Origin of the sequence: Peribacillus sp. Bi134 (assembly GCF_918698065.1) — a bacterium.
Taxonomy (GTDB): domain Bacteria; phylum Bacillota; class Bacilli; order Bacillales; family DSM-1321; genus Peribacillus.
The window spans coordinates 376,313-399,995 of record NZ_CAKKLN010000001.1; the positions used below are offsets into that span (position 1 = coordinate 376,313).

The following is a 23,683-nucleotide window of genomic DNA, read 5'->3' on the forward strand; positions in this document are numbered from 1 at the left end:
GGGAAATGAAAGCGGTTCAAGTACGTAAAGCTCATGAACTTATCATTCAAGAAGTTGAAAAACCACGGATTTCGAACTCGACGGATGTCCTTGTAAAAGTAAAAAGAGTCGGGATTTGCGGATCGGATATGCATATTTACCATGGCACCAATCCTCTTGCAACTTTGCCGCGGGTCGTTGGGCATGAAGTAGCGGGAGAAGTTGTGGAGATAGGTCAAGGCGTCGCGGGCATAAAAGTTGGGGACCACGTTGTTATTGAGCCCATCAGTTATTGCGGTGAGTGTTACGCCTGCCGCAAAGGACGCCAAAATGTTTGTGAAAAACTTTCCGTTTTTGGCGTGCATGAAGATGGTGGGTTGAGGGAATGGTTCGTCCTTCCCGAGAAACAATTACATGTTGTGGATTCCGCTTTAGCTTGGGATGAAATAGTATTGGCGGAGCCATACACAATTGGAGCACAGGCCGTTTGGAGAGGCGAAGTCGAGGAAGGGGAAACCGTGCTAATCCAGGGAGCTGGACCTATTGGGATATGCATTTTAAAGATGGCAAAGCTTCAAGGAGCATCTGTGATGATCACGGATTTAAGTGATGAGCGTTTGGAATTCGCTAAAGAAAGCGGCGCTGATATCACTGTACATGCGGGAAAGGAAGATGTTCAAAAACGAGTGGAAGAATGGACGAATGGGGAAGGGGCCAACGTCGTCATTGATGCAGTATGCTTGCCGATGACCTTTGAATTGTCCTTTGATGTAGTGTCAACGGCCGGGCGGATTGTCGTACTCGGTTTTGATGAACGTCCTTCAGCTATTTCCCAGCTTCCAATCACTAAAAAGGAAGTATCTGTGAAAGGATCTAGATTGCAAACCGACCAGTTTCCAAAAGTGGTTAAGCTTTTGAATGAAGGCAAACTCAGACATGAAGGTTTAGTCACCCATACATTTTCGCTCGATGATATCCAGGAAGCATTTAATTTTGTTGAAAATCATCCCGAACAAGTTCGAAAAGCGATCATCGTTTTTAATTAAGGGGGTAGGAGTCATGGATAAACACTCAATCATACATCAAATAACGGAAACGAAAGTTGTAGCTGTTATCCGGGGACAGGATGCAAAAGAGGCGGTACAGCTGTCTAACGCTGCTGTAGAAGGAGGTGTTCGGGCAATCGAATTGACTTATACAACACCGGGAATTGAAGAAGCTTTCAAAGAACTGCAAAATACGGAAGCACTCTTAGGGGCAGGCTCGGTACTTGATTCTGAAACGGCACGACATGCGATTTTAGCTGGCGCCAATTTTATCGTCAGTCCCTATTTTGTCAATGGAGTAGCCGAACTATGTAATCGATACGGCATTCCCTATATGCCTGGTTGCATGACAATTAGAGAAATGGCTACATCATTGGAAGCAGGTTGTGATGTTTTAAAGTTATTTCCGGCAAACCATTTCGAACCTTCTTTCATCAAGTCGGTTAATGGACCACTGCCCAATGTAAGGATCATGCCAACAGGCGGAATAAATTTAGATAACATGAAGGACTGGCTTAATGCAGGCGCGGTAGCAATCGGTATCGGCAGTGACTTGAACAAAGCCTATCAGAATGGCGGCTATGAGGCCGCAGTGGAGTTAAGCAGAAAATACATGCAGAAAATTGCGGAATGACGGAGGTGCATGATGAACATTACATTTAGATGGTACGGGAAAGACAATGATACCGTTTCATTGGAGCACATTAAACAGATTCCTGGAGTGAAAGGGATCGTCTGGGCACTTCACCAAAAACCTGTTGGTGAGGTATGGGAAAAGGAAGAAATTAAAAAAGAAATCGAGTATATCCAATCATTTGGTTTTCACACGGATGTCGTAGAAAGTGTAAATGTCCATGAATCGATTAAATTGGGTAACGAAGATCGCATGATATATATAGAGAAATACAAAGAGACGATCCGGAATCTTTCGGAAGCTGGAGTGAAAGTCATTTGTTATAACTTCATGCCGATTTTTGATTGGACTCGGACTGAAATGTTCCATCCTTTGGAAGATGGCTCAACTGCCCTGTTTTATGAAAAGGCGAAAGTGGATACGTTAGATCCACAAGATTTAATTCGTACGGTAACGGAAGCCTCAGATTTAACTTTACCAGGTTGGGAACCAGAAAAGATGGATCAAATCTCTGAATTATTCGAAGCTTATAAAACTGTGGACGAAGAGCAGCTGTGGGCGAATCTTGAAATATTCCTAAAAGAAATATTACCTGTTGCCGAGGCTTGCGGTATAAAAATGGCAATACACCCGGATGATCCGCCATGGTCCATTTTTGGCTTGCCAAGAATCATCACCGGAGAGTCGAGCTATGAAAAACTGATCTCGATTTCGGATTCACCGTCGAATGCGTTCACCATGTGTACAGGCTCGATGGGGGCAAACCCTGAAAATGATATGGTCCAAGTGGCTAAAAAGTATGCAAACCGTTCGCCTTTCTCCCATATAAGAAATGTGAAGATTTATGAAAATGGCGACTTTGTGGAAACATCCCATCATACCCAGGATGGATCCATCAATATACAGGGCGTCGTGGAAGAATTGAATAAGCAAAATTATACTGGTTATGTCAGACCGGATCATGGCCGCCATATATGGGGTGAAGATTGCCGCCCTGGATACGGTTTATATGACCGAGCATTGGGAATCATGTATTTGCTCGGATTATGGGATGCATATGAAGCTGGTAAATCAGGTGGGGAATCATGATCCCCATACATGAAAACTTAACGAACAGGGTGGCAGTCATCACTGGGGGCAGCGGTGTTTTATGTTCCAAAATGGCTGTGGAATTGGCCCGTCATGGTGTCAAGATAGCTATATTGAACAGAACGGCAGAAAAAGGTCAAGAAGTGGTCGAACTCATTGAACAAGCAGGGGGAACTGCGATATCAATCGCGGCAGATGTTTTGAATAGAACCTCATTGGAGGATGCAAGAGGGAAAATAATTGATACGTTCGGAAGAGTGGATCTATTAATAAATGGAGCGGGTGGCAATCATCCTGATGCCATTACTGCTCCAGAGAAATATGGGGAAGAAGCAGAAGGAAAATCATTTTTTGATCTGGATGAGGATGGTTTCTCCCAAGTTTTTGCCAGTAATTTTACCGGTACATTTTTGGCAAGTCAGGTTTTTGGAAAAGAATTATTGCAAGTGGAAGCACCAGTTATCGTAAATATATCTTCCATGAGCGCCTACGCTCCAATGACTAAAGTACCAGCTTATAGTGCCGCCAAAGCTTCGATAAATAATTTTACCATGTGGATGGCTGTCCATTTTGCCGAAGAAGGTTTACGGGTGAATGCCATTGCTCCAGGTTTCTTTTTGACGAAGCAAAATCGGGATCTTTTGCTTAATGAAGATGGCAGCCTGACGGCAAGGTCTGATAAAATCATTACTTCAACACCCATGAAGCGTTTCGGGCAGCCTGAAGATTTACTTGGTACATTGCTTTGGCTCGTTGATGAATCCTATTCGGGCTTTGTCACAGGAATTACGGTACCGGTCGATGGGGGCTTCATGGCATATTCGGGCGTCTGAAGCCAGGTCCAATAAAAAGGCGAACAAGTTAAGGTTTAAATTAGTTCAACGGGTTGGGAAATTGTCTTTTTACTGCATCAGATGGTGATTGTAAAGCTTTACTTATTATAATAGAATATTCCTTATATATAAGCCATTTTGGTATTAGGCAGAAAAAATTGAAATCACACGACAGGAATGAATGAAATGAAAACCATTACAATTACTGATGTCGCCAATCACGCGAAAGTATCAAAAAGCACAGTTTCCCAATACCTGAACAAACGCTATGAATATATGAGTGAAAAAACAAGGAAAAAGATTGAAGAAACAATAGAAGAGTTAAACTATCAGCCTAATATAATAGCGCGCAGTTTAAAACAAAAATCCACTTTTACCGTTGGGGTAGTGGTTGCCAATATCCTTCACACGTTTTCAACGCAAGTTATTAGAGCTATAGAAAACTACTTTTATGAACAAGGGTTCCACATTATCGTTTGCAATGCAGATGACAATCCTGAAAAGGAAAAGAATTATATTGAAATGCTAAGGGCTAAACAAGTGGATGGGATCATCATTTTCCCCACAGGGGACAATCTTGATTTATATCAACGTATGAAGAGTGATCAATTCCCGATTGTTTTCATGGATAGGACGATCGAAGAATTGGATATTGCTACAGTCATGCTCGATAATCACCTTGCTTCCAAGTTAGCGGTCGATCGGTTTATTGAAAAGGGTTTTGAAAACATTGCAATCATAACCACTTCAATAATACGCGATATCAGTCCTCGAATCGAACGGATCAAAGGGTACAAGGATTCACTCGCGTCACATGGGATACCATTCAATTCAGAATATATTAAAACTGTGAATGCAGATGAAATTCCGGTTGCACTTTCAGAATTTTTCGAATTGGAAAAGCCGCCTCAAGCCATTTTGGCAGGAAATGATATCGTACTTAATGAAGTATTGCGTTATATGAAACAGCACGAAATCAATATACCTGATGACATAGCGGTCATAGGAATCGATGATGTTCCTTATGCCAGTTTCTATACACCGACCATCACAACGGTTAATCAGCCGGCCATTGAAATGGCAAACTTGGCAGCAGAGTTACTGCTTAGTCAAATCAATAAATCAGGAAAAGAGGATACAAGCGTCCATCGCTTGAAACCGACTTTGCTTTCAAGGAATTCTTGCTAGATTCGGATGTAAGAATTCCTGTGAAAAAGAAAGCGCTTTTTTTACGGGGATTCTAAACCGATTTAGTTTTTGGGTCATATAGGTTTTACTCTTGGTTATTAAATGGAAACGTTTCCAAAAATGCTGCTGCATTTATAGAAACGTATAGGGGGGTTCTTTATGTTTTCAAATGGTAGAGGAATGGTTATCGTTTTCTTGTTCTTGGCAGGGGTAATAAATTATCTGGACCGATCTGCACTATCCATTGCAGCTCCGTTCATCCAAGATGATTTATCCCTAACAGCAACACAGATGGGAATTATCTTTAGTAGCTTTTCAGTTGGTTATGCCGTATTTAACTTCCTTGGAGGCATGGCGTCCGATAAATGGGGAGCAAAGCTTACGCTTTTCGTGGCAATGATTGTTTGGTCATTATTCAGTGGTGCACTTGTGCTTGCTGTCGGTTTTGCCAGTATGATAGTCATCCGCATCTTGTTTGGGATGGGCGAAGGCCCTCTTTCAGCAACCATCAATAAAATGGTGAATAACTGGTTCCCGTCAAATCAACGGGCATCTGTCGTTGGTCTGACGAATAGCGGGACTCCGCTTGGTGGCGCAATCGCAGGTCCAATAGTTGGATTCATTGCCATCTCATATGGATGGAGAGTTTCTTTCATTGCCATAATGATAATTGGTCTTATTTGGGCGATTTGCTGGTGGAAGTTCGTTAAAGAAAAACCACAAGAGTCAAAAGAACAGAAACATACAGGAAAATCTTATGTAGCGGCAACATCGGAAGGAAAGGTGAAATTCACCTTTTATTTAAAACAAAAAACTGTTTTATTTACAGCTCTAGCCTTTTTCTCCTACAACTATATTCTCTTCTTTTTCTTAACTTGGTTCCCAAGCTATTTGGTGGATGCACGCGGCCTAAGTGTGGAAAATATGAGTATCATTACAGTGATTCCTTGGATCTTTGGATTCATCGGACTTGCTTTGGGTGGATTCGTGTCGGATTTCTTCTTTAAAAAATTCGCTCAAAAAGGTGTTTTATTCTCACGTAAACTCGTGCTTGTAACATGCTTGTTCTTATCGGCAGTATGTATCGGTTTTGCCGGACTTGTATCCACGACGGTCAGTGCGGTAACGCTTGTAGCACTTTCCGTCTTCTTCCTATATTTGACTGGTGCCATTTACTGGGCAATCGTCAACGATGTCGTAGACCCTGGTAATGTTGGATCTGTTGGAGGTTTTATGCATTTCTTGGCAAATACAGCAGGAATCATCGGACCGACGTTAACAGGATACATTGTCGATACCTCAGGCACATACACAGTTGCATTCTTGCTTGCTGGTGGATTGGCCATCGTTGCATCGCTTGCAGTCATCCGTTTTGTACGACCGATAGTAAAGCCTGCGTAATAGATTGTTAGAATGGAAGTGTCTCCCAAAGGGAAGACACTTCCATTTTTCATTTGTATTAGGCACGCCTAGCGAATACGATTTTCTTTTCGAAATGTAGCTGGTGTCTTTTCATTGTATTTCTTAAAGGTACGATAAAATTGGGGCATGCTTTCAAAACCACACATTTCAGCAATATGTGCAATGGTGTGATTCGTTTCCAGCAAAAGTTCCTTTGCCTTGATGATTCTTTTCGTGTTTAGATACACGATTAAGCCAATTCCAGTCGTTTCCTTAAAAACTCTGCTGAAGTGAGCGGGACTGACCAAAGCTTTTTGTGCAAGTGCCGTCAGTGTTAATGGTTCATCAATATGTTCATTAATATAGATTAAAATATCTTTGATCCATTCTGAGCTATAGCTGCCCTCGGATAAATCCTCTTTGCCATTTATCCGGGTACGGTATAAATCAAGTATGATCTGATGAACGATCAGCAAACAAGCATGCCTCGAGCCTATTAATTGGCTAGTTGTTTCTTGCAGGATGAGCTGTAGCTGTTCCTCCAACTTTACTTGTTCCTTCTGCGGCAATGATATTTTGTAATTCTTACTCTTTTTTGTCAGATCAAACAAGTGTAAATATGAAAAAGAATCATCAACCACATCTTTATATATTAATGTGGGACTGAAAAAGATAATGGTGGAGGTGACAGGGTCGTCCTTATTCGGTAATGCTCTATGAATGGTATTATTCGGGATCAGGAATACATCCCCTTGCTGCATATCATAAAACACATCACCGATAAAAAAGGTCCCTTTACCGTTATAAACATAAACAATTTCATAATAGTCATGCATATGATCGGACAATTCATTCTGGGGAGTTTTCGTATCTTGATAGACAAATGAGAATGGGAAGAGTAAATCATGGTTTAATGCATTATGAATTTTTTTCATTTGTTCATCTCCTGAAAGTATAATACAACAAGAATGAGTATATTTATAGCAAAAAACGCAATTTATATCTCATAAATTGATGTTAAAATTAAAATAGATTTAAAAATTAAAAAATTCAAGGAAAAAATGAAAGGGCTTTCGGAATGAATTGACGTTTGGTTCTGAACGTCTTACTCATGATAAGGAGGGACAAAATGAATAAATATGTTCAATTGCATTCAAATGATGATGTTGTTATTTCCTTGGAGGGAATTCATAAAGGACAGAGCTTCCAGATTCAAACAGAAGACAGTGGAATGATCCATATCAAGGCAAATGACGACATTCCTAAAGGGCATAAAATGTTAGTGAAACCGGTTAAACGAGGGGAGGACGTAATCAAATTTGGCTACTCGATCGGAAAAGCTAAAGAAGATATCTCCATTGGCGATTGGGTTCACACCCATAATCTAGCATCCGGTTTGCATGGTATATTGGATTATTCCTATCAACCTAGCATTCAAGATACAAATGAGCCAAGTCAAAATCATACCTTCCATGGATATATCCGTGAAAATGGGGAAGTAGGTATCCGGAATGAAATCTGGATAATCAATACGGTAGGCTGCATCAATAAAACATGTGAACTTCTCGCTAAAATGGGCAATGAGCAGTTTAAAGATCGTCAAATCGATGGGATTCATCACTTTTCCCACCCCTACGGTTGTTCTCATTGGGAGATGATTTGACCCATACGCAGAAACTATTGGCAGCCTTGGCTCAACATCCAAATGCAGCAGGGGTTTTAGTTGTGGGATTAGGGTGTGAGAACAATCAAATCGAAGCATTTAAAGAAGTCATAGGCGAATTTCCTCCTAATCGGATTAAATTTTTAAAAGCCCAGGAGGTTCAAGATGAATTGGAGAGCGGCTTACGTTTAATGGGGGAATTAGTGGAATATGCGGAAAGGTTCGTACGCCAGACCGTACCAGTTTCAAAGTTGAAAATAGGCTTGAAGTGCGGTGGTTCCGATGGTTTTTCAGGCATTACCGCTAATCCATTGGTTGGTGCGGTTTCCGACTTAATAGTGGAAAATGGCGGGACCACGATATTGACAGAGGTTCCTGAGATGTTTGGAGCGGAAACGATATTGATGAACAGGGCAAGGGATGAAGAAACCTTTAAGAAAATCGTTGGCCTTATTAATGATTTCAAACAGTATTTCATTCGCCATGATCAGGAAATTTATGAAAACCCTTCACCTGGAAACAAGGAAGGCGGCATAAGTACACTGGAGGAAAAATCACTTGGATGTACACAAAAAGGGGGCCATGCCACTATAGTGGATGTAAGCCCATATGGACAACGAGTAGAGAAGCATGGTTTGAATTTAATCAATTCTCCTGGCAATGACCTGATTTCGGTGACGGCTTTGGCAGCAGCCGGCGCACATATCGTTCTATTCACTACGGGAAGGGGAACGCCGTTTGGGGGACCCGTGCCTACTGTAAAAATAGCTACGAATTCGGATTTAGCCGATCGTAAAAAGCACTGGATTGATTATAATGCCGGGCGGTTGATAGAAGGTCAAAAGATCGATGAATTAAAGGACGATTTATTCCATTACATTCTTGAGCTTTCAACAGGTAAAAAGAAAACGAATAATGAAAAATTCGGATATAGGGAGATAAGCATCTTTAAAGAAGGAGTCATTCTCTAATACATACACAATTTCTATCAAGCTATTAAAAAGGAGTGTTATTCAGTGAAAAGTATCGTTTGTGAACAACCTTTTGAATTTAAGATGATACAGTCGGAAAAACCAGTTCCAAACTCAGGGGAAGCTTTGATTCGTGTGCGGCGCATAGGTATATGCGGAACGGATATTCATGCCTATGGAGGCAATCAACCCTTTTTTAGCTATCCTCGAATACTTGGCCATGAATTATCCGGTTTTATTGAGTCGATACCGGAAAATGAATCTGGGCTTAATGTCGGGGATCAAGTATCGATCATCCCCTATATGGAATGTGGAGAATGCCTGGCTTGCAGAAGTGGAAAAACGAATTGCTGTACGGATATGAAAGTGTTGGGTGTACATGCTGAAGGCGGCATGAGTGAGTGGATTACGGTTCCTTATAATCATTTGGTGAGAACCGAGGGTCTCACACTTGACCAATCCGCAATGATAGAGCCTTTAAGTATAGGGGCTCACGCAGTTAGGCGCGCTGCTATTCATAAAGGGGAATTTGCACTTGTAATAGGTGCTGGGCCAATTGGCTTGGGAGTCATGGCATTCGCTAAAGAACAGGGTGCTAAGGTGATCGCAATGGATGTAAATGATGAACGCCTTGCGTTTGCCGGCAAATGGGCAAATGCCGATTATACTTTGAATGTTTTGGAGAATCCAATGGAGAAATTAGCCCAATTGACGAATGGAGATATGCCAAGCGTGGTATTCGATGCGACAGGTAATGCTAAGTCAATGATGGATTCATTTAAATACCCTGCTCACGGCGGAAGATTGATTTATGTAGGTTTGGTTAAAGCGGATATTTCCTTTAATGACCCTGAATTCCACAGTAAAGAGCTTACATTAATGGGAAGCCGCAATGCAACAAGGGATGACTTTGATTATGTCGTGAATACGCTGAAAAATGATTTGTTGGATATGAGCCAGTATATTACCCACCGCACACATTTGGATGAAATGATCAATCAGTTTGAAGGTTGGTTAACTCCTGAAGCTAAAGTGATCAAGGCCATTGTCGAAATATGAACATTAGTACGCTGTCATAAGGAAACCACATAAAACGCAATCCGAATTGGATATTTCTATTAGAAAGGAGTTCCTTGATCATGAACCTAAATAAAAGTCAACTGAAGCATCTGAGTAAAGATACAAACGCTGCCCAATATTCACATATGATGGAACTTCCCATGAAAGTATTGCAAATAGGGGAGGGGAATTTTCTTCGAGGCTTCTTTGATTGGATGATTCATGAATGTAATAAACAAGGACATTTCATGGGAAGTATTGCAGTTACCCAGCCCCGCCCCGCCGGAAAAGGGAAAATAGAGGAAGTAAAGCGGCAAGATGGAATGTATACATTAATGTTACGTGGTTTTCACCAAGGCGGGAAAGTGGAACATACAGAGATCATTTCCGTTTTTTCAAAGGTAATTGATCCATATGAAGAATGGATGGAATTTTTAGCACTATCAGAAAATCCTGAATTGGAATTTGTAGTTTCCAACACGACTGAAGCAGGACTCAAATACCAGCCGATTCCTTTGGAAGAAGGAAAGCCGATTGAATCTTTTCCAGGAAAGCTGACTGCTTTTTTGTATCATCGTTATCTGCATTTCAACGGGGATGCGAAAAAGGGACTGATCATGCTTCCATGTGAGCTTTTAGAGAGAAATGGTGATTCATTGAAGCAATATGTTCTTAAGCATAGCAGGGATTGGGATTTACCAAAGCCATTCATGGAGTGGGTGGACCGGGACAACCTATTCCTAAACTCGCTTGTAGACCGTATCGTTACAGGATTTCCAGCCAATGAGTCGGACAACCTATTTGCTGAATGGGGATACAGGGATACTCTGTTAAATACGGCAGAACCCTACCATTTATGGGCTATTGAAGGTGACCCTTGTATTGATCAACGTCTTCCTTTACAACAATCCGGCTTAAATGTGCATTGGGTAAAAGATTTGACACCTTATCAAATGAGGAAGGTAAGGATACTTAATGGTTCACATACCTTGTTGGCTCCTTTAGGCATTTTATCTGGATTGGAAGAAGTAAAACAGGCAATCGATCATCCGGAATTCAGCCAATTTCTGAGCAATGCCATCGAAAAGGAAATAATTCCTTCATTACCTTTTGATCAAAATGAGATGATGCAATATGGGGAAAGTGTTCTTGAGCGATTTAAGAATCCTTTTGTACATCACCTCCTGGCCGATATCTCGCTGAACAGTATTTCGAAGTTCAAGGCCCGTCTCCTGCCTACCTTGGAGGAATATCATAAGGCGAAAGGCAGGCTGCCCGACTGTATCGTAAAAGGTTTTTCGGGCCTGATCCGATTTTATAGGGTTAACGAAAACAAGGGGAGTTATATTGGTAAAAGCTTTGCGGGTAAAGTCTATGTCGTTAGAGATGATATAAAGGCAATTGAATTTTTCAGGGAACAATGGCTTCGTTATGAGAGGGAAGAAATCCCGCTTAGACAATTGGTAGAGGCAACTTTGAGTAATCAATATCTATGGGGGAAGGATTTGAGCGGTATCCCTAACCTTGGCAACGAATTATGCCAATATCTAGAAGGGATGATTGATTGAAATTATCCGTTGAAAGGATTTGGACAAGGTTAAGTTCATGAATAACATTACTATCTATTATTTTTTTCTTTATTTTATTTGTATTTTTGGTATACTGAATTAGTGATATTTTTTCTTGGTAGTTTCCTAATGGAAAGATATTAAAAGAATTACATATTCTTTATTCCCGTGAAGGGGAGTAGCGTCAGGGATAACCTGAAATAAAGTCGTCATTACGTGGGAATCCCACCGGCTTTATTGGCCTAATTCATTTAGTGCTTAGCGAGACCTTTGCCATTTATGGCAGAGGTCTCTTTATTTTTGTAAAAAGGAGGAATTTGTGTTGGATTTTTTAACAGGTGAATTCATTTCAGGACTTTTAGCGATCATTATGATAGATTTGGTTCTAGCCGGTGATAATGCGATCCTTATTGGATTGGCTGCAAGAAAGCTTCCAAAAGAACAGCAAAAAAAGGTGATAATATGGGGAGCGGTCGGCGCAATTGTGATAAGGATCATTGCAACGCTGCTTGTTGTTTGGCTATTAGAGGTGCCGGGACTGCATTTAATAGGGGGATTACTTCTTGTATGGATTGCTTATAAGCTCCTTATCGATGAAGAAGAACATGATGTGAAGCCTGCAGACTCTATGTGGGCTGCTATAAAAACCATCATTATTGCAGATGCATTGATGGGATTGGACAATGTCCTAGCGGTTGCAGGTGCTTCTCATGGTAACTTCACTTTAGTGGTGATCGGTTTACTTGTATCAATTCCAGTAGTGATGTATGGAAGCACTTTGATCCTGAAACTGATCGAACGCTTCCCATTCATCATAATAATTGGTGCGGGAATACTAGGCTGGACAGCTTCTAAAATGATCGTAGCTGAACCTTTCATGCACGACTACTTTGCAAATCCCTTCATTAAATATGGATTTGAAGCAATAGTGGTAATTGGAATCCTGGTAGCTGGGATTTCAAGACAGAAAAATATCGAAAAAGAAAAAGCAAACAGAGAAAAAATGCAAATCGAACGTAATGGATAATTGATACAAAGAGACCTTTCGAAATGAAAGGTCTTCTTTTTGTCTATGCCATATAAGTACAAAACAAGAAAAAGGATATACCAAAGTCCGCACTTTGGTACATCCTTTTGCGAATTAGCAAACGATAACATGCACTTCAATCATGATATCTTAGCCAAATGAGCATATGGAGCATTCACCCTATTTATTAGTTTAAGTTAATCCATACACTTTTGACTTCCGTATAATTATCCAAAGCATAACTGCCCATTTCCCGACCGATTCCACTTTGTTTATAACCGCCAAATGGGGAAGCTGCATCAAATGCGTTATAGCAGTTTACCCAAACTGTACCTGCTTTTAATTCATTAGCCACATAATGGGCTTTTTTTACATCCTGTGTCCATAAACCTGCAGCCAATCCATATTCTGAGTTATTTGCACGGTTTATCACATCATCCAAATCGTCAAAAGGCATCGCAGCTACAACAGGACCGAAGATTTCCTCTTTAGCGATTGTCATTTCGTCTTCAACGCCTGCAAATATTGTAGGAGTTACAAAATACCCCTCTCCTTGTCCGTAATTACCCCCGGTAACCACTTCAGCTCCTTCAGACTTTCCTTTTTCAATATAACCGCCGACTCTTTCCATTTGTTCACTGGATACCAAAGGACCTATCTGGGTAGATGGATCAAGACCGGCCCCTTGTTTAATGTTTTTTGCATGGGACACTAAGTCAGCTACCACGTTATCATAGGATTTCTTTTGAATGTACAGGCGGGAACCGGCACAGCAAACTTGTCCTTGATTAAACATGATGCCCATTAAAGCTCCAGGAATGGCTTTACTCATATCTGCATCCGGTAAAATGATATTAGGTGATTTCCCGCCTAATTCCAACGAGATTTTTTTCACGGTTCCCGAAGCTTGACGCATGATCATTTTCCCTACTGAGGTTGAACCAGTAAAGGCAATTTTATCGACATCAGGATGATCTACAAGCGGTGACCCTGCTGTTTCACCAAATCCAGGTATAACATTGAGAACGCCAGGAGGAAAACCTGCTTCAAGCGCCAATTGACCTAAATATAATGCTGAAAGCGGCGTTTGCTCCGCTGGTTTTAAAACTATCGTACATCCGGTTGCAAGGGCTGCGCCTAATTTCCATGCGGCCATAAGTAAAGGGAAATTCCAAGGGATGATCTGCCCTACCACCCCGACTGCTTCATGACGGGTATAATTGAAGTAATTCCCAGCAACAGGTATTGTTTGTCCCACTATCTTAGTGGTCCATCCAGCATAATAACGGAAGTGATCAATTGCAAGGGGGACATCGGCATTGGTGGTTTCTCCAATCGGCTTACCATTATCCAGGGTATCCAATTGTGCTAACGCTTCTTTATGTTCCTCCATGAGGTCCGCTAATTTATAAATGAGGCGACTGCGTTCCGATGCACTCATTTTTTTCCATGGACCGTTGTCGAAAGCCTTACGGGCTGCTTTGACTGCTTTATCTACATCTTCCGGACCTGCTTCACTCACAACCGCTAAAACCTTGCCGTTTGAAGGATCGAGGGTCTCAAAGGTTTTTCCTGAAGCAGCTTCCACCAATTCCCCATTAATCAAAAGCTTTTTAGTGCCCTTCAAGAATTCCTGCACTCTCGGATTAAGTTTAATAGTTTGTACCATGTATAATACCCCTTTTCATTTGGATTTTAAGTTCGATATTTGTTTTGTTCGGACAATGGCGTTCCTCTAAGTAAAAGGATCAGGCATAATCTTATGTTTTTGATACTATTCTCATTGACTGACTTGCAGCAAGTCTGAATATCTTTAAAAACTGGATTACTTGAATTCTTTCCCCCCTTATCATAAGGAATCAATTTCTCGACATGTAATTATGCAAGACTTATGCCATAACAAAAAACCAATGAAACCAGCTAAAGAAGATGCTGGAGGGACATGGGAAGGTGGTAAACTGTTCCATATTGGAACAGGAAGTTGTACCAATATGGAACAAAAAAGATTAGAAGTTGGCATAATGCGTTTTCATTTTGGTGGGTATCTGAATTTTCTGTTATAATTAAATTGAATGAACGAACCCTAAATGCTCTGAAACTTTGGATTACATAGAGTTTCATTAATGAAATTGAATAAAAAATAGTGGCCGATTTACTGGATTATACATACGGGAGGATTATTCAATGTCTGTTAATATAAGCTCGGATAAAGAAACCGTACCGGCATTTATTCAAGAATCATGGCAGCGGTGCATTTCGAAGGGACTTCAGCCAAGCATGATGGATAGGGAAGATATGCTTGGTGCATTCGAGTTGGCCGAATACCACGATCGATATGCGGAACTCCTGTACCATTCTTCTCCCATTTTAGAAGAAGTTTATCGCTCGATTAATGGTTTGGAGTCCATTTTATTACTTGCTGCTCCTGAAGGATATATCATTGAAACAGTTGGGGATCCAGCTTTCATTCGGCATGCAGATAATGTTTCCCTAAGAAAAGGGGCTAATTGGCTAGAGGAATCAAAAGGAACAAATGCGATAGGAACAGCCATAGTAGAGAAAAACCCTGTACTAATTCATGGCAGTCAACACTTTCATCAGGATAACCATTTCCTTACTTGTGCCGCATCGCCCATTTATCACCCTGAGGGGCATCTGCTTGGTGTTCTGAATTTAAGCAGTCATCAACAGAATTATCATCCTTTTTCCATTAGTTTAGTTCAGAGGGTGGCTGATAGCATCAAACAAGCACTCTTATTGTCACATACACAAAAAAGGGAGAAAAACCTTTATTTTATATATGATTCATACCCTGATCCGTTAATTACCCTTGATAAAGAGGGAAAAGTTACAGATCTCAATATAGCGGCGTCACATGTTATCGGCACAATGGAAAAACCAGTATCGAATATAATATCAGGTACAGACCCACTTGTTTTAGAACAGAAGGTTTCAATTAAGGACCAGGAATTCCTGGTTCAAACCCTTGGTAAAAAAATAGAACATCAATCCTCCGTGATCGTAAGGTTAAAAAAACAAAAATTGATTGATGGTTTAAAAACTAATCGTTATCAATTTACCGATATAATAAGTAATGATCCGCAAATGAATCAAACCATATCCATTGCTAAAAGAGCTGCAGCGCTTGATATCAGCCTGCTAATCACTGGGGAGAGCGGAACGGGAAAAGAACTGTTCGCTCAATCCATTCATGGGGTTAGCTTAAGAAGTGATAAACCATTCATCGCCATCAATTGCAGCGCAATTCCCGAAAACTTATTGGAAAGTGAGTTATTTGGATATGAAAAGGGTGCCTTTACTGGCGCAAAAAGCGGCGGGCATAAGGGGAAATTCGAAGCTGCAGATGGCGGTACCCTGTTTTTGGATGAAATTGGGGACATGCCGCTTAAAGCTCAAGCGACTCTGCTCCGTGTGCTTCAGGAACGATGTGTGACGCGCGTCGGAGGACATGCTTCCATTCCAATCGATGTAAGGGTCATTGCCGCCACCAACAAAGACTTACAAAAAGGAATTGAAGCTGGGGAATTCCGTGCAGATCTATTTTTCCGTCTTTGTGGATTGTCTTTAAAACTTCCAAATCTAAGGAGTCGTAAAGATTTATTGCTGTTAGCAGAATATATTTTAACGGATTTACCTTATAAGAGCGAACATACCGAACTTACTGACGAAGCTAAAACATTCATTTTGGAATATTCGTGGCCAGGTAATTTCCGTGAATTGCAAAATGTGCTGGGACAGGCTGCATTCCTAGCTGATAATGGCCCGATTACAAGGGAATTGGTTGCGGCACTTTGTCCTGTTTCTTCCATGATGCATGAGGAAGGGGCAAATGCCGATCGAGAACCAAGAAACTTTCAAGAACAAGAAACCTTACTTATCAGGAATGCATTGGAACGAACAAATGGGAATATCAGTAACGCAGCGAAACAACTCGACATCGGCCGTAATACGCTATATAGAAAAATGAAAAAGTATGGAATCAACTTTCAAAAGTAAGAGACTCACAGTATATAAAAAAATATGAAGGATCTTTTTATGACAATTTCAGATTCCCGACCTGATTTGGTCGGTTCTTTGTTATCGCAAGTAACTATATGCGGACTAGCATACCTGTCTCCTTATAAGCTACATTTCACCTAAAAAACAATAAATAATGAAGTGCAGGATATCAAAATCTCATATAGAATGATGTTATTGATGTAGTAACTAAATTCCGCAAGGGGAAGTGTGGTCAATAGTATGGAGTTGTCATCTGAACATAAGAAGTATAAACATATATTGATTCAATATTTGGAAGAAAATGAATCTGTGTTTTTAAATGAATGGAACGAGACTATTAAGATCAATGAAATAGACCCCTACAAAGATAGAATTAAGGAAAATGGTTATGGGATGTACTCACTGGTCATCCAAACGTTCAAGGAGGTATTGTCTGAAGATGTGCTGATAAAATTGGCTTACCAAGTTGCAAAAGAACGTCTTGAAGCAAATATCAACATTGGGGATTTTCTATATAATATCAATTTGGGAAGAAATATCATAATCAGAAATGTTTTTGGCGCCAATATCCCAATTAAATATATGCAGAGATTCATTAATGACATTAACCTGCACTTTGATACGTTCAGCTACCATGCAGTAACTAGATATACGAATCTTACAAATGAAGTGATTGAGGAAAAAAAGTCTTATATTAGTGAAAACCACAAAGATAAATTAGCGGTACTGGGTCAAATATCATCAAGCTTTGTACATGAGTTCCGTAACCCTCTTACAGCTATCATGGGGTTCAATAAATTATTGAAGAGGGAGAATCCTGACTTGAAATATTTGGATATCATTGATTATGAGTTAAACCAGTTGAATTTCAGGATAACCCAATTCCTCCATACCTCTAAATCTGATTTTAATGAGGAACAAAGAGAGGAAATTGCCGTATTAAAGTTAATTGAAGAAATACAAGAATTGACATATGCAAATATTGTGGATGCCAGCGTTAATGTGGAAATAGATATTTATCCAAACTTCGTCATGACAGCGAGCAAGGATGGGTTAAAACAAGTGTTCTTGAATCTTTTTATTAATTCCATTGATGCCTTAAAGGATAAGGAACATCCTAGAATTTTGAGGATAAACTCTTTAATTGAGGCGAATGAAAGAATAATTCGAATTTCAAATAATGGACCGGCCATTGCCAGTGAATTGATCGAATCTATTTTTGAGCCCTTTGTCACAACGAAAGAATTAGGAACGGGAATTGGATTATACGTATGTAAAAAGATCATTGAAAGTAATGATGGATATATGAATTGTGTCTCCAATGAAAATTTAACCACATTCAGCATCCATTTCCCCGAAGTTCAGTACTGAATCATAAGGGTTTCATACATATCAGTAGGGTAATTTACATACAGCATTATATACATATCGAATTTTTTCGAAGCTTGTAAACATAGAGTTTTAATTATTAGAAGGAGGGGCATACCGGTTCTGCCGGTGTTCAACTACATATAATCATTCTCAGTGTAAATAAATTTATTTGGAAGATGCCAAGAAATCATAATTAGGATTTTAGCATCTTCTTTTTTATCCCTGTATTTTCAGTATATATGTGTCGAAATAATAAAAGAAAACAAATAAATTGTCATTTTTTGATTCGTTTATGAATCGAAAAGGGTCGATAATTAATGTATGAATCGAAAATTGAAATAATAATTCAATATTGAATCGTTTTAAATACATAAAAGCGTTAAACCCTAATAAAATAACTATCCTTTTTTTGGCATGGATATTGCTTTTATTATATATGTATAAAATTTTAGTGAGAGAGGGTGCTTTTATTAAAAAGGAAGTGTAAGGAAAGAAAGGGTAGAGCGGGATATCTATATTTTTACATAAAAGGACTTCACTCAACAAAAAGTGCAAAAACAGCAAGGTTCTTTGTACTTTCAGTTGAGGTGCTGATGTTAGTAAAGAGGGAATATAAATCGAAAAGCGGTTACGGTTAATAGAGTATATGCTGTGCAATATACATATAACGATCGTGAATTTGGCCTCATTAAAACTAATGATGAAACGGGAATAGGACTGCACTGTAAACATCGTTTTGAATGAAAGATTTCTACTAAGGTACCCATGAGCAATGGTTTACTGTACAAAACGGAAATTAGACAGTTTTAAAGGATGGTGACAATAGTGGCACTTCAAACAAATGAATTGAAACATGGTCTTAAGACCAGGCATGTCACAATGATTTCTATTGGCGGGGTAATTGGGGCAGGACTATTTATCGGAAGCGGAACAATAATAGATTCAGCTGGGCCTGGTGCTATTTTATCCTATATAATCGCTGGATTGATGATCGTGCTTATAATGCGTATGCTGGGTGAAATGGCTGTGGTAAATCCTGATAGCGGATCCTTTTCAACATATGCGCATCAAGCATTTGGTCCCTGGGCCGGATACACGATCGGCTGGTTATACTGGTTCAACTGGGTTATCATCATTGCTATAGAAACTACGTTATTGGGTACTATGATTCATGATTGGTTTCCTGGTATACCCATGTGGGCTGCTAGTCTATCCTTCCCTATATTAATGACGATTACGAATATCTATTCAGTCAAAGCTTATGGGGAATTTGAATACTGGTTAGCTTTCATGAAAGTGGCTGCCATTGTAATATTCCTCTTCCTGGGTGCCGCCATGATTTTCGGATTTGTTCCGGGATTTGATTCACCAGGCCTTTCAAACATTACTGGAGATGGAGGATTTTTACCAAAAGGGTTTCTGCCTGTCCTTCTTAGTGTGATTTTCATTACTTTCTCTTTATCGGGAAGTGAGGTAGCTGCCATTGCTGCAGGAGAGTCTGAAAACCCTGAAAAAAATATTATTAGAGCCATAAACAGTGTTGTATGGCGTCTCCTTCTTTTCTTTGTTGGTTCAGTGACCGTGTTGGTTCTCGTAATCCCCCAAGGGGCTGAAGATTTACTGAAAACCCCCTATGCCAGCGTATTTGACATGGCAGGCCTGCCGGCAGCGGGTCAAATCATGAATATCGTAATCTTCACTTCATTGCTTTCTGTTTTGAATTCAGGCCTTTATACAAGCTCTCGTATGTTATATTCTTTATCAAAAAAAGGTGATGCACCGAAAATTCTTTCCCGAGTGAATAAGCGGGGAATCCCGATTTGGGCGTTAATGGCAAGTGTTTTCTTTGCTTACGTGTTCACGACATTTAAATTTGTTTCTCCTGATAAATTGTTTGCTTTCCTCGCAAACAGCTCTGGAGGAGTCACTATGATCATGTATATCTTTATCGCCTTTTCTCATCTATATTTACGGAAAAAGACGGAAAAAGAAAATCCCGGGACACTCAAAGTGAAAATGTGGCTATTCCCTTATTTAACCTACGTGACCATTGCCGTATTATTTATTATATTCGTTGCTCAGGCGTTCATTGATTCCATGAGATTGCAATTCTTTCTTACAACCCTTCTCACTATTCTAGTAATTGGGTCATACTTTCTGTTTTATCATAAGAAAAAGGTAATTACTCCTGAACAAGATGCAAAACTAAAAAACATTCACGTTAAGGAAGGGTAATGGATACAGTAGTTTTATCAATTAAAGAAAGAAAACTTGATTATCCTTCATGTTTTTACTTTTTTGGGGGTACACTTTGAACGTTGATTTTCACTCCAGGCACTCGCTTTCCGCGGGCAGTCCGGGAGCCTCCTCGGCGCTCTTTGCGCCTGTGGGGGTCTCCCTTGGACGCGCTTTTCTAAGCGGGAGTCTCGAACACCCGCTCCAATCAACTGAATTGTATTTTAAGAAAAAAAACTGTAGGCTGGTCTCATCCCGAACCATGTTAAAGACTAGTTTTTCTTTATGGTTTTTACGGTTTGATGTGACATGGCAGACAGTCGGCGGAAAATGGAGCGGATTTCTGAGATGCTGGAACGTTTTTCAAATAAAAAACTGCAGGCAAAGGCTCTTTTGAATTTGTCACAGTCTGGGCTGCTCTTAGTGGGCAGCTTTTTTTCTGGTTACAAAAATGATCGCATTCATTTCATGGTAAAGATTTAAGCGAGTTGGGGATTATGACTGCAATCAACCCATTACGATACTCATTCATTTGCAACTTTGAAATCCTTTGCTAGAATATAATCTATAGAAAAGATTAGGAGTGGTTACTGTGGCTGAAACTCCAGCTGAAGATTTGATTCATTATATCGCACCAAAAGGAGAATTTATCCCTTTTTTAGATGATACGGACTATATCGCTAAAGGATTGGAATGGAAATTATTCACTGCCCGTTCGGTAAAAAGAGAACTAGTATATAAAAGCGGAAGTTTTCAAGCAAAGGTCAAATTAGCAGGTTATGAACAATACGGCAACGGACTTGACACTGTAGTCGTTCAATTTGAAAATGGTAAGCTTAGTTGCATTAACCCTTCCTATTTAAAGGAAATGCAAAGCTCCAGTTTCGGAAAAGAATTGTTGAGTGGCCCGGTTTCCGAAACAGCCGCAGTTCCAAGTGAAACTGAGCAGGTGATGGAAGCGCCAATTACGGAAAACTCCGATCAGCTAAGTGAAGAACCAAAACAAGCAAAAACCAAAACTAAAAAAACGACAGCAAAGCCTAAGTTGGACTTACCTGGGGAAAAAGTGCATTTCACAGCGACCGTCAAGGAGTTCACGGCGAAAATGAACCATTTTACTGGTGAAGAAGATGAAGTCATACTCTTGGAGAATGTCAAAGTGACAACGGAACCTGAATTGACCATCGGCGATGCTTGGTGTGGATATAGCAAGACATTGAAAAAAGCTGAACTCGAAGAAGGTGACGAAATCGAATTTGATGGAAAAGTGGTCGACAAAAAATATAATAAAGAAATACGCTATAAAGTAAATAATCCATCTAAGTTAGTGAAAAAGGAAGGATAAACGCTTGAAGTTCTTGATAAGGAGTAAGCCGCCGCTTACTCCTTTTTTTGATGCATTAATCAGCCTTCAAAAGAAGTGGATGCGTTCATCGTGAACTTATTAGAATAGATGAGTCCGATTCTGGAATATATTCGTTTGTGGGAGATACAACTTAAAAACCAAAGTGATGCAAATTATTCGTAAATCGTATGGTTAAGGGTTTCGCTTTTGTGGTTTCATATATTCCAGTGTTGGGGATAATACATTATGAAAATGGATTTATAAAAAGATTAGGGGGGATTTTTAAATGAAAGAATTATTTCAGTTATTGAAACAAGGTAATAAATCGGCTTTCATTGCTGCCTGTGTGAATAGTATCATCGCTGTGCTAAAGGGGATTGCTTACTTCATGACAGGGAATGTCGCTATGTTTGCTGAAACTTTACATACTTTGGGCGATGCTGCGAATCAGTTTTTCGTCTTCATTGGTTCCGCACTAAGTAAAAAGGCACCAACTGATCGATTCCCTGATGGTTTTGGACGTTTGGTTAACCTAGTATTATTAGGGGCAGTATTGATTGTCGGAATCATGTCTTATGAAACGATTAAAGAAGGGTTTCATCACATTTTGCACCCTGCAGAATCAACTGGTATCCTTATTAACTTGTCCGTCCTTTTCTTAGCGGTTGTGTTGGAATCATATGTATTATTTAAAGCGATGAAAGAAGTGGTGCATGAGACTGGAATCGAAGCTAAAGGAGCAGCCGTCATATTTAAGAGCTTCACTGGTTTAAAAAGAGCAAAACCAGCGACGAAATTAGTATTCATGGAAGATATGGTAGCGACCGGTGGCGGGGTGCTTGCGATAATTGCCATTTTATTAGCAAACTTCACGCCTTTCATTCAAGCGGAAGGAGTTGCTTCCGTCATGATCGGTCTCGGTATGTTCTATGTGGTTGGAAGGGTTTTTCTTGATAATGCTGCAGGGGCTCTTGGGGAAGCCGATATTGAAATGCGACAAAAAATCGGGACGATGGTCATGGATGATCCAGACGTAAGGGATATACAGAAACTGGCGGTATTAAAAGAAGGGGAAGACTTCCATGTAGAACTTGAAGTCGAACTTGATCCCCATATTTCAATTGCCCAAGCGGATGACATTAAAGATCGGCTATTTAATGAGATATTCAAGGAAAGAGGGGTAACGGATGTCATTATAGAATTTGATGAAAATGATGGTGTCCCAAAATGGGAAGGTCAAATAAAAAAAGAATTGAATGAAATTAAAAAAGACAGGGAGTAGAAAGAATGGCAGAATACAAAGTGTCATGATAAGAAATTTGTTTGATTATAAATATCACGACACTACTTATAATGCCTGTTCAATTATTCACGTACTTTCCTTGCGTATGCATTATAAGCTATCATGGACTTAGTTACATAAAGAAGGATTATGAAAGGGTGAATAAGATTGGAGAAACAAGATATTAAGCTAGTTGCACTTGATATGGATGGCACGCTTCTCAATAAGGCAGGAGAGATATCTGAAGAAAATCGCAGAGCGATAAAAGAAGCCGAAAATCAAGGGGTTTTTGTGGTATTGAGCACAGGAAGATCCTATGCTACATGCAGTGATTTTGCAAAGTCAATGGAACTTCAATCATTTCTCATTACGGTAAACGGAAGCGAAATTTACGATAATCAAGGAAAACTGGTGGAAAGGAATATAGTCGATAGTGATTCCATACAATGGATGTGGGAATTAAGCCAAAAACATGGTACACATTTCTGGGCAATAAGCTGCGATAATATTTACAGGGCTGAAATGCCTGAGAAAATCCATGATTCGCAATGGCTTAAATTCGGATTTGATACAGATGATGAAAGCATCCGCAAAATCATCATGGATGAACTGGTGTCAAAAGGAAACTTTGAAATAAGCAATTCAAGCCCGACGAATATTGAAGTGAATGCCATGGGCGTAAATAAAGCGAAAGCGATAAAGCTCGTATGTTCATTGCTCGATATTACTATGGATAATGTTATGGCAGTGGGTGACAGCCTTAATGACCTTGCAATGATTTCTGAAGCAAAAGTGGGTGTGGCAATGGGAAACGCCCAAGAAATTGTGAAAGAAAAAGCAGATTGGATTACAGCGACAAACGAAGAAGATGGTGTGGCTAAGGCAATTCGTAAATGGGCGCTTTCAAATTGAACCGAAACTGTATATGGGACGTATCCATATACAGTTTTTTTATTGAAATGGCGCTGCCGA

General features: G+C 39.9%; 17 protein-coding genes and 1 pseudogene. 16 read left to right on the forward strand and 2 right to left on the reverse strand.

Features of this window, described 5'->3' with window-relative positions:
* Positions 1–5: 5 nt before the first annotated feature.
* The 6 genes from LQ188_RS01810 to LQ188_RS01835 all read left to right on the forward strand — a co-directional run bounded on the left by LQ188_RS01810 (position 6) and on the right by LQ188_RS01835 (position 6,170).
* Positions 6–1,025, forward strand: a complete 1,020-nt coding sequence (locus LQ188_RS01810) for a zinc-binding alcohol dehydrogenase family protein (RefSeq protein WP_101225452.1) — start codon at positions 6–8, stop codon at positions 1,023–1,025.
* Positions 1,026–1,038: 13 nt separating this feature from the next.
* Complete coding sequence (locus LQ188_RS01815; protein WP_101225451.1) at positions 1,039–1,659, forward strand: bifunctional 2-keto-4-hydroxyglutarate aldolase/2-keto-3-deoxy-6-phosphogluconate aldolase; 621 nt, start codon at positions 1,039–1,041, stop codon at positions 1,657–1,659.
* Positions 1,660–1,671: 12 nt separating this feature from the next.
* The gene (uxuA, locus tag LQ188_RS01820; RefSeq protein ID WP_101225450.1) at positions 1,672–2,748 is read left to right on the forward strand and encodes a mannonate dehydratase; all 1,077 of its coding nucleotides are present in this window, start codon (positions 1,672–1,674) and stop codon (positions 2,746–2,748) included.
* On the forward strand, positions 2,745–3,581 hold the full coding sequence (locus LQ188_RS01825) for an SDR family oxidoreductase (RefSeq protein ID WP_230175871.1): 837 nt from the start codon (positions 2,745–2,747) through the stop codon (positions 3,579–3,581). The genes uxuA and LQ188_RS01825 overlap by 4 nt, the downstream gene beginning before the upstream one ends.
* A 186-nt stretch (positions 3,582–3,767) precedes the next feature.
* A complete protein-coding gene (locus LQ188_RS01830) occupies positions 3,768–4,769 on the forward strand; it encodes a substrate-binding domain-containing protein (protein WP_230175872.1) in 1,002 nt (333 codons plus the stop codon).
* A gap of 159 nt (positions 4,770–4,928) precedes the next feature.
* The gene (locus LQ188_RS01835; RefSeq protein ID WP_101225447.1) at positions 4,929–6,170 is read left to right on the forward strand and encodes an MFS transporter; all 1,242 of its coding nucleotides are present in this window, start codon (positions 4,929–4,931) and stop codon (positions 6,168–6,170) included.
* Between the two features lie 68 nt (positions 6,171–6,238).
* Here LQ188_RS01835 and LQ188_RS01840 read toward each other — a convergent pair whose 3' ends face one another.
* Positions 6,239–7,105 (reverse strand): AraC family transcriptional regulator, encoded by an 867-nt coding sequence (locus tag LQ188_RS01840; protein ID WP_230175873.1) that lies wholly within the window; start codon positions 7,103–7,105, stop codon positions 6,239–6,241.
* Between the two features lie 194 nt (positions 7,106–7,299).
* On the opposite strand from LQ188_RS01840, the pseudogene LQ188_RS01845 reads away from it, so the two are divergent.
* The 4 genes and pseudogenes from LQ188_RS01845 to LQ188_RS01860 all read left to right on the forward strand — a co-directional run bounded on the left by LQ188_RS01845 (position 7,300) and on the right by LQ188_RS01860 (position 12,458).
* Positions 7,300–8,804 (forward strand): annotated as a pseudogene (locus LQ188_RS01845) (altronate dehydratase family protein).
* A gap of 45 nt (positions 8,805–8,849) precedes the next feature.
* Positions 8,850–9,863, forward strand: coding sequence for a zinc-binding alcohol dehydrogenase family protein (locus tag LQ188_RS01850; protein WP_101225444.1), 1,014 nt, complete (start codon positions 8,850–8,852; stop codon positions 9,861–9,863).
* Positions 9,864–9,943: 80 nt separating this feature from the next.
* Positions 9,944–11,431 (forward strand): tagaturonate reductase, encoded by a 1,488-nt coding sequence (locus LQ188_RS01855; RefSeq protein WP_230175874.1) that lies wholly within the window; start codon positions 9,944–9,946, stop codon positions 11,429–11,431.
* A 322-nt stretch (positions 11,432–11,753) separates the two neighbouring features.
* The gene (locus LQ188_RS01860; RefSeq protein WP_101225442.1) at positions 11,754–12,458 is read left to right on the forward strand and encodes a TerC family protein; all 705 of its coding nucleotides are present in this window, start codon (positions 11,754–11,756) and stop codon (positions 12,456–12,458) included.
* A gap of 187 nt (positions 12,459–12,645) precedes the next feature.
* Here the strand turns inward: LQ188_RS01860 and LQ188_RS01865 are convergent, their stop codons facing one another.
* Positions 12,646–14,127 (reverse strand): aldehyde dehydrogenase family protein, encoded by a 1,482-nt coding sequence (locus tag LQ188_RS01865; RefSeq protein WP_230175875.1) that lies wholly within the window; start codon positions 14,125–14,127, stop codon positions 12,646–12,648.
* A 515-nt stretch (positions 14,128–14,642) separates the two neighbouring features.
* On the opposite strand from LQ188_RS01865, the gene LQ188_RS01870 reads away from it, so the two are divergent.
* The 6 genes from LQ188_RS01870 to LQ188_RS01895 all read left to right on the forward strand — a co-directional run bounded on the left by LQ188_RS01870 (position 14,643) and on the right by LQ188_RS01895 (position 23,623).
* Positions 14,643–16,475 (forward strand): sigma-54-dependent Fis family transcriptional regulator, encoded by a 1,833-nt coding sequence (locus LQ188_RS01870; protein WP_230175876.1) that lies wholly within the window; start codon positions 14,643–14,645, stop codon positions 16,473–16,475.
* Positions 16,476–16,718: 243 nt separating this feature from the next.
* Positions 16,719–17,849: a histidine kinase N-terminal domain-containing protein gene (locus tag LQ188_RS01875; RefSeq protein WP_230175877.1), complete on the forward strand. Its 1,131-nt coding sequence runs from the start codon at positions 16,719–16,721 to the stop codon at positions 17,847–17,849.
* Between the two features lie 816 nt (positions 17,850–18,665).
* Complete coding sequence (locus LQ188_RS01880; RefSeq protein WP_157831147.1) at positions 18,666–20,084, forward strand: amino acid permease; 1,419 nt, start codon at positions 18,666–18,668, stop codon at positions 20,082–20,084.
* Positions 20,085–20,676: 592 nt separating this feature from the next.
* A complete protein-coding gene (locus LQ188_RS01885) occupies positions 20,677–21,429 on the forward strand; it encodes a hypothetical protein (RefSeq protein ID WP_230175878.1) in 753 nt (250 codons plus the stop codon).
* A 286-nt stretch (positions 21,430–21,715) separates the two neighbouring features.
* On the forward strand, positions 21,716–22,711 hold the full coding sequence (locus LQ188_RS01890) for a cation diffusion facilitator family transporter (protein WP_101225435.1): 996 nt from the start codon (positions 21,716–21,718) through the stop codon (positions 22,709–22,711).
* A gap of 162 nt (positions 22,712–22,873) precedes the next feature.
* A complete protein-coding gene (locus tag LQ188_RS01895; protein WP_260357994.1) occupies positions 22,874–23,623 on the forward strand; it encodes a Cof-type HAD-IIB family hydrolase in 750 nt (249 codons plus the stop codon).
* Positions 23,624–23,683: the final 60 nt, after the last annotated feature.

Bases quoted from the DNA above. Each gene is read 5' to 3' on its own strand.
- LQ188_RS01810 (WP_101225452.1), top strand. From the start codon at position 6: ATGAAAGCGGTTCAAGTACGTAAAGCTCATGAACTTATCATTCAAGAA.
- LQ188_RS01815 (WP_101225451.1), top strand. From the start codon at position 1,039: ATGGATAAACACTCAATCATACATCAAATAACGGAAACGAAAGTTGTA.
- uxuA (WP_101225450.1), top strand. From the start codon at position 1,672: ATGAACATTACATTTAGATGGTACGGGAAAGACAATGATACCGTTTCA.
- LQ188_RS01825 (WP_230175871.1), top strand. From the start codon at position 2,745: ATGATCCCCATACATGAAAACTTAACGAACAGGGTGGCAGTCATCACT.
- LQ188_RS01830 (WP_230175872.1), top strand. From the start codon at position 3,768: ATGAAAACCATTACAATTACTGATGTCGCCAATCACGCGAAAGTATCA.
- LQ188_RS01835 (WP_101225447.1), top strand. From the start codon at position 4,929: ATGTTTTCAAATGGTAGAGGAATGGTTATCGTTTTCTTGTTCTTGGCA.
- LQ188_RS01840 (WP_230175873.1), bottom strand. From the start codon at position 7,105: ATGAAAAAAATTCATAATGCATTAAACCATGATTTACTCTTCCCATTC.
- LQ188_RS01855 (WP_230175874.1), top strand. From the start codon at position 9,944: ATGAACCTAAATAAAAGTCAACTGAAGCATCTGAGTAAAGATACAAAC.
- LQ188_RS01865 (WP_230175875.1), bottom strand. From the start codon at position 14,127: ATGGTACAAACTATTAAACTTAATCCGAGAGTGCAGGAATTCTTGAAG.
- LQ188_RS01870 (WP_230175876.1), top strand. From the start codon at position 14,643: ATGTCTGTTAATATAAGCTCGGATAAAGAAACCGTACCGGCATTTATT.
- LQ188_RS01875 (WP_230175877.1), top strand. From the start codon at position 16,719: ATGGAGTTGTCATCTGAACATAAGAAGTATAAACATATATTGATTCAA.
- LQ188_RS01890 (WP_101225435.1), top strand. From the start codon at position 21,716: ATGAAAGAATTATTTCAGTTATTGAAACAAGGTAATAAATCGGCTTTC.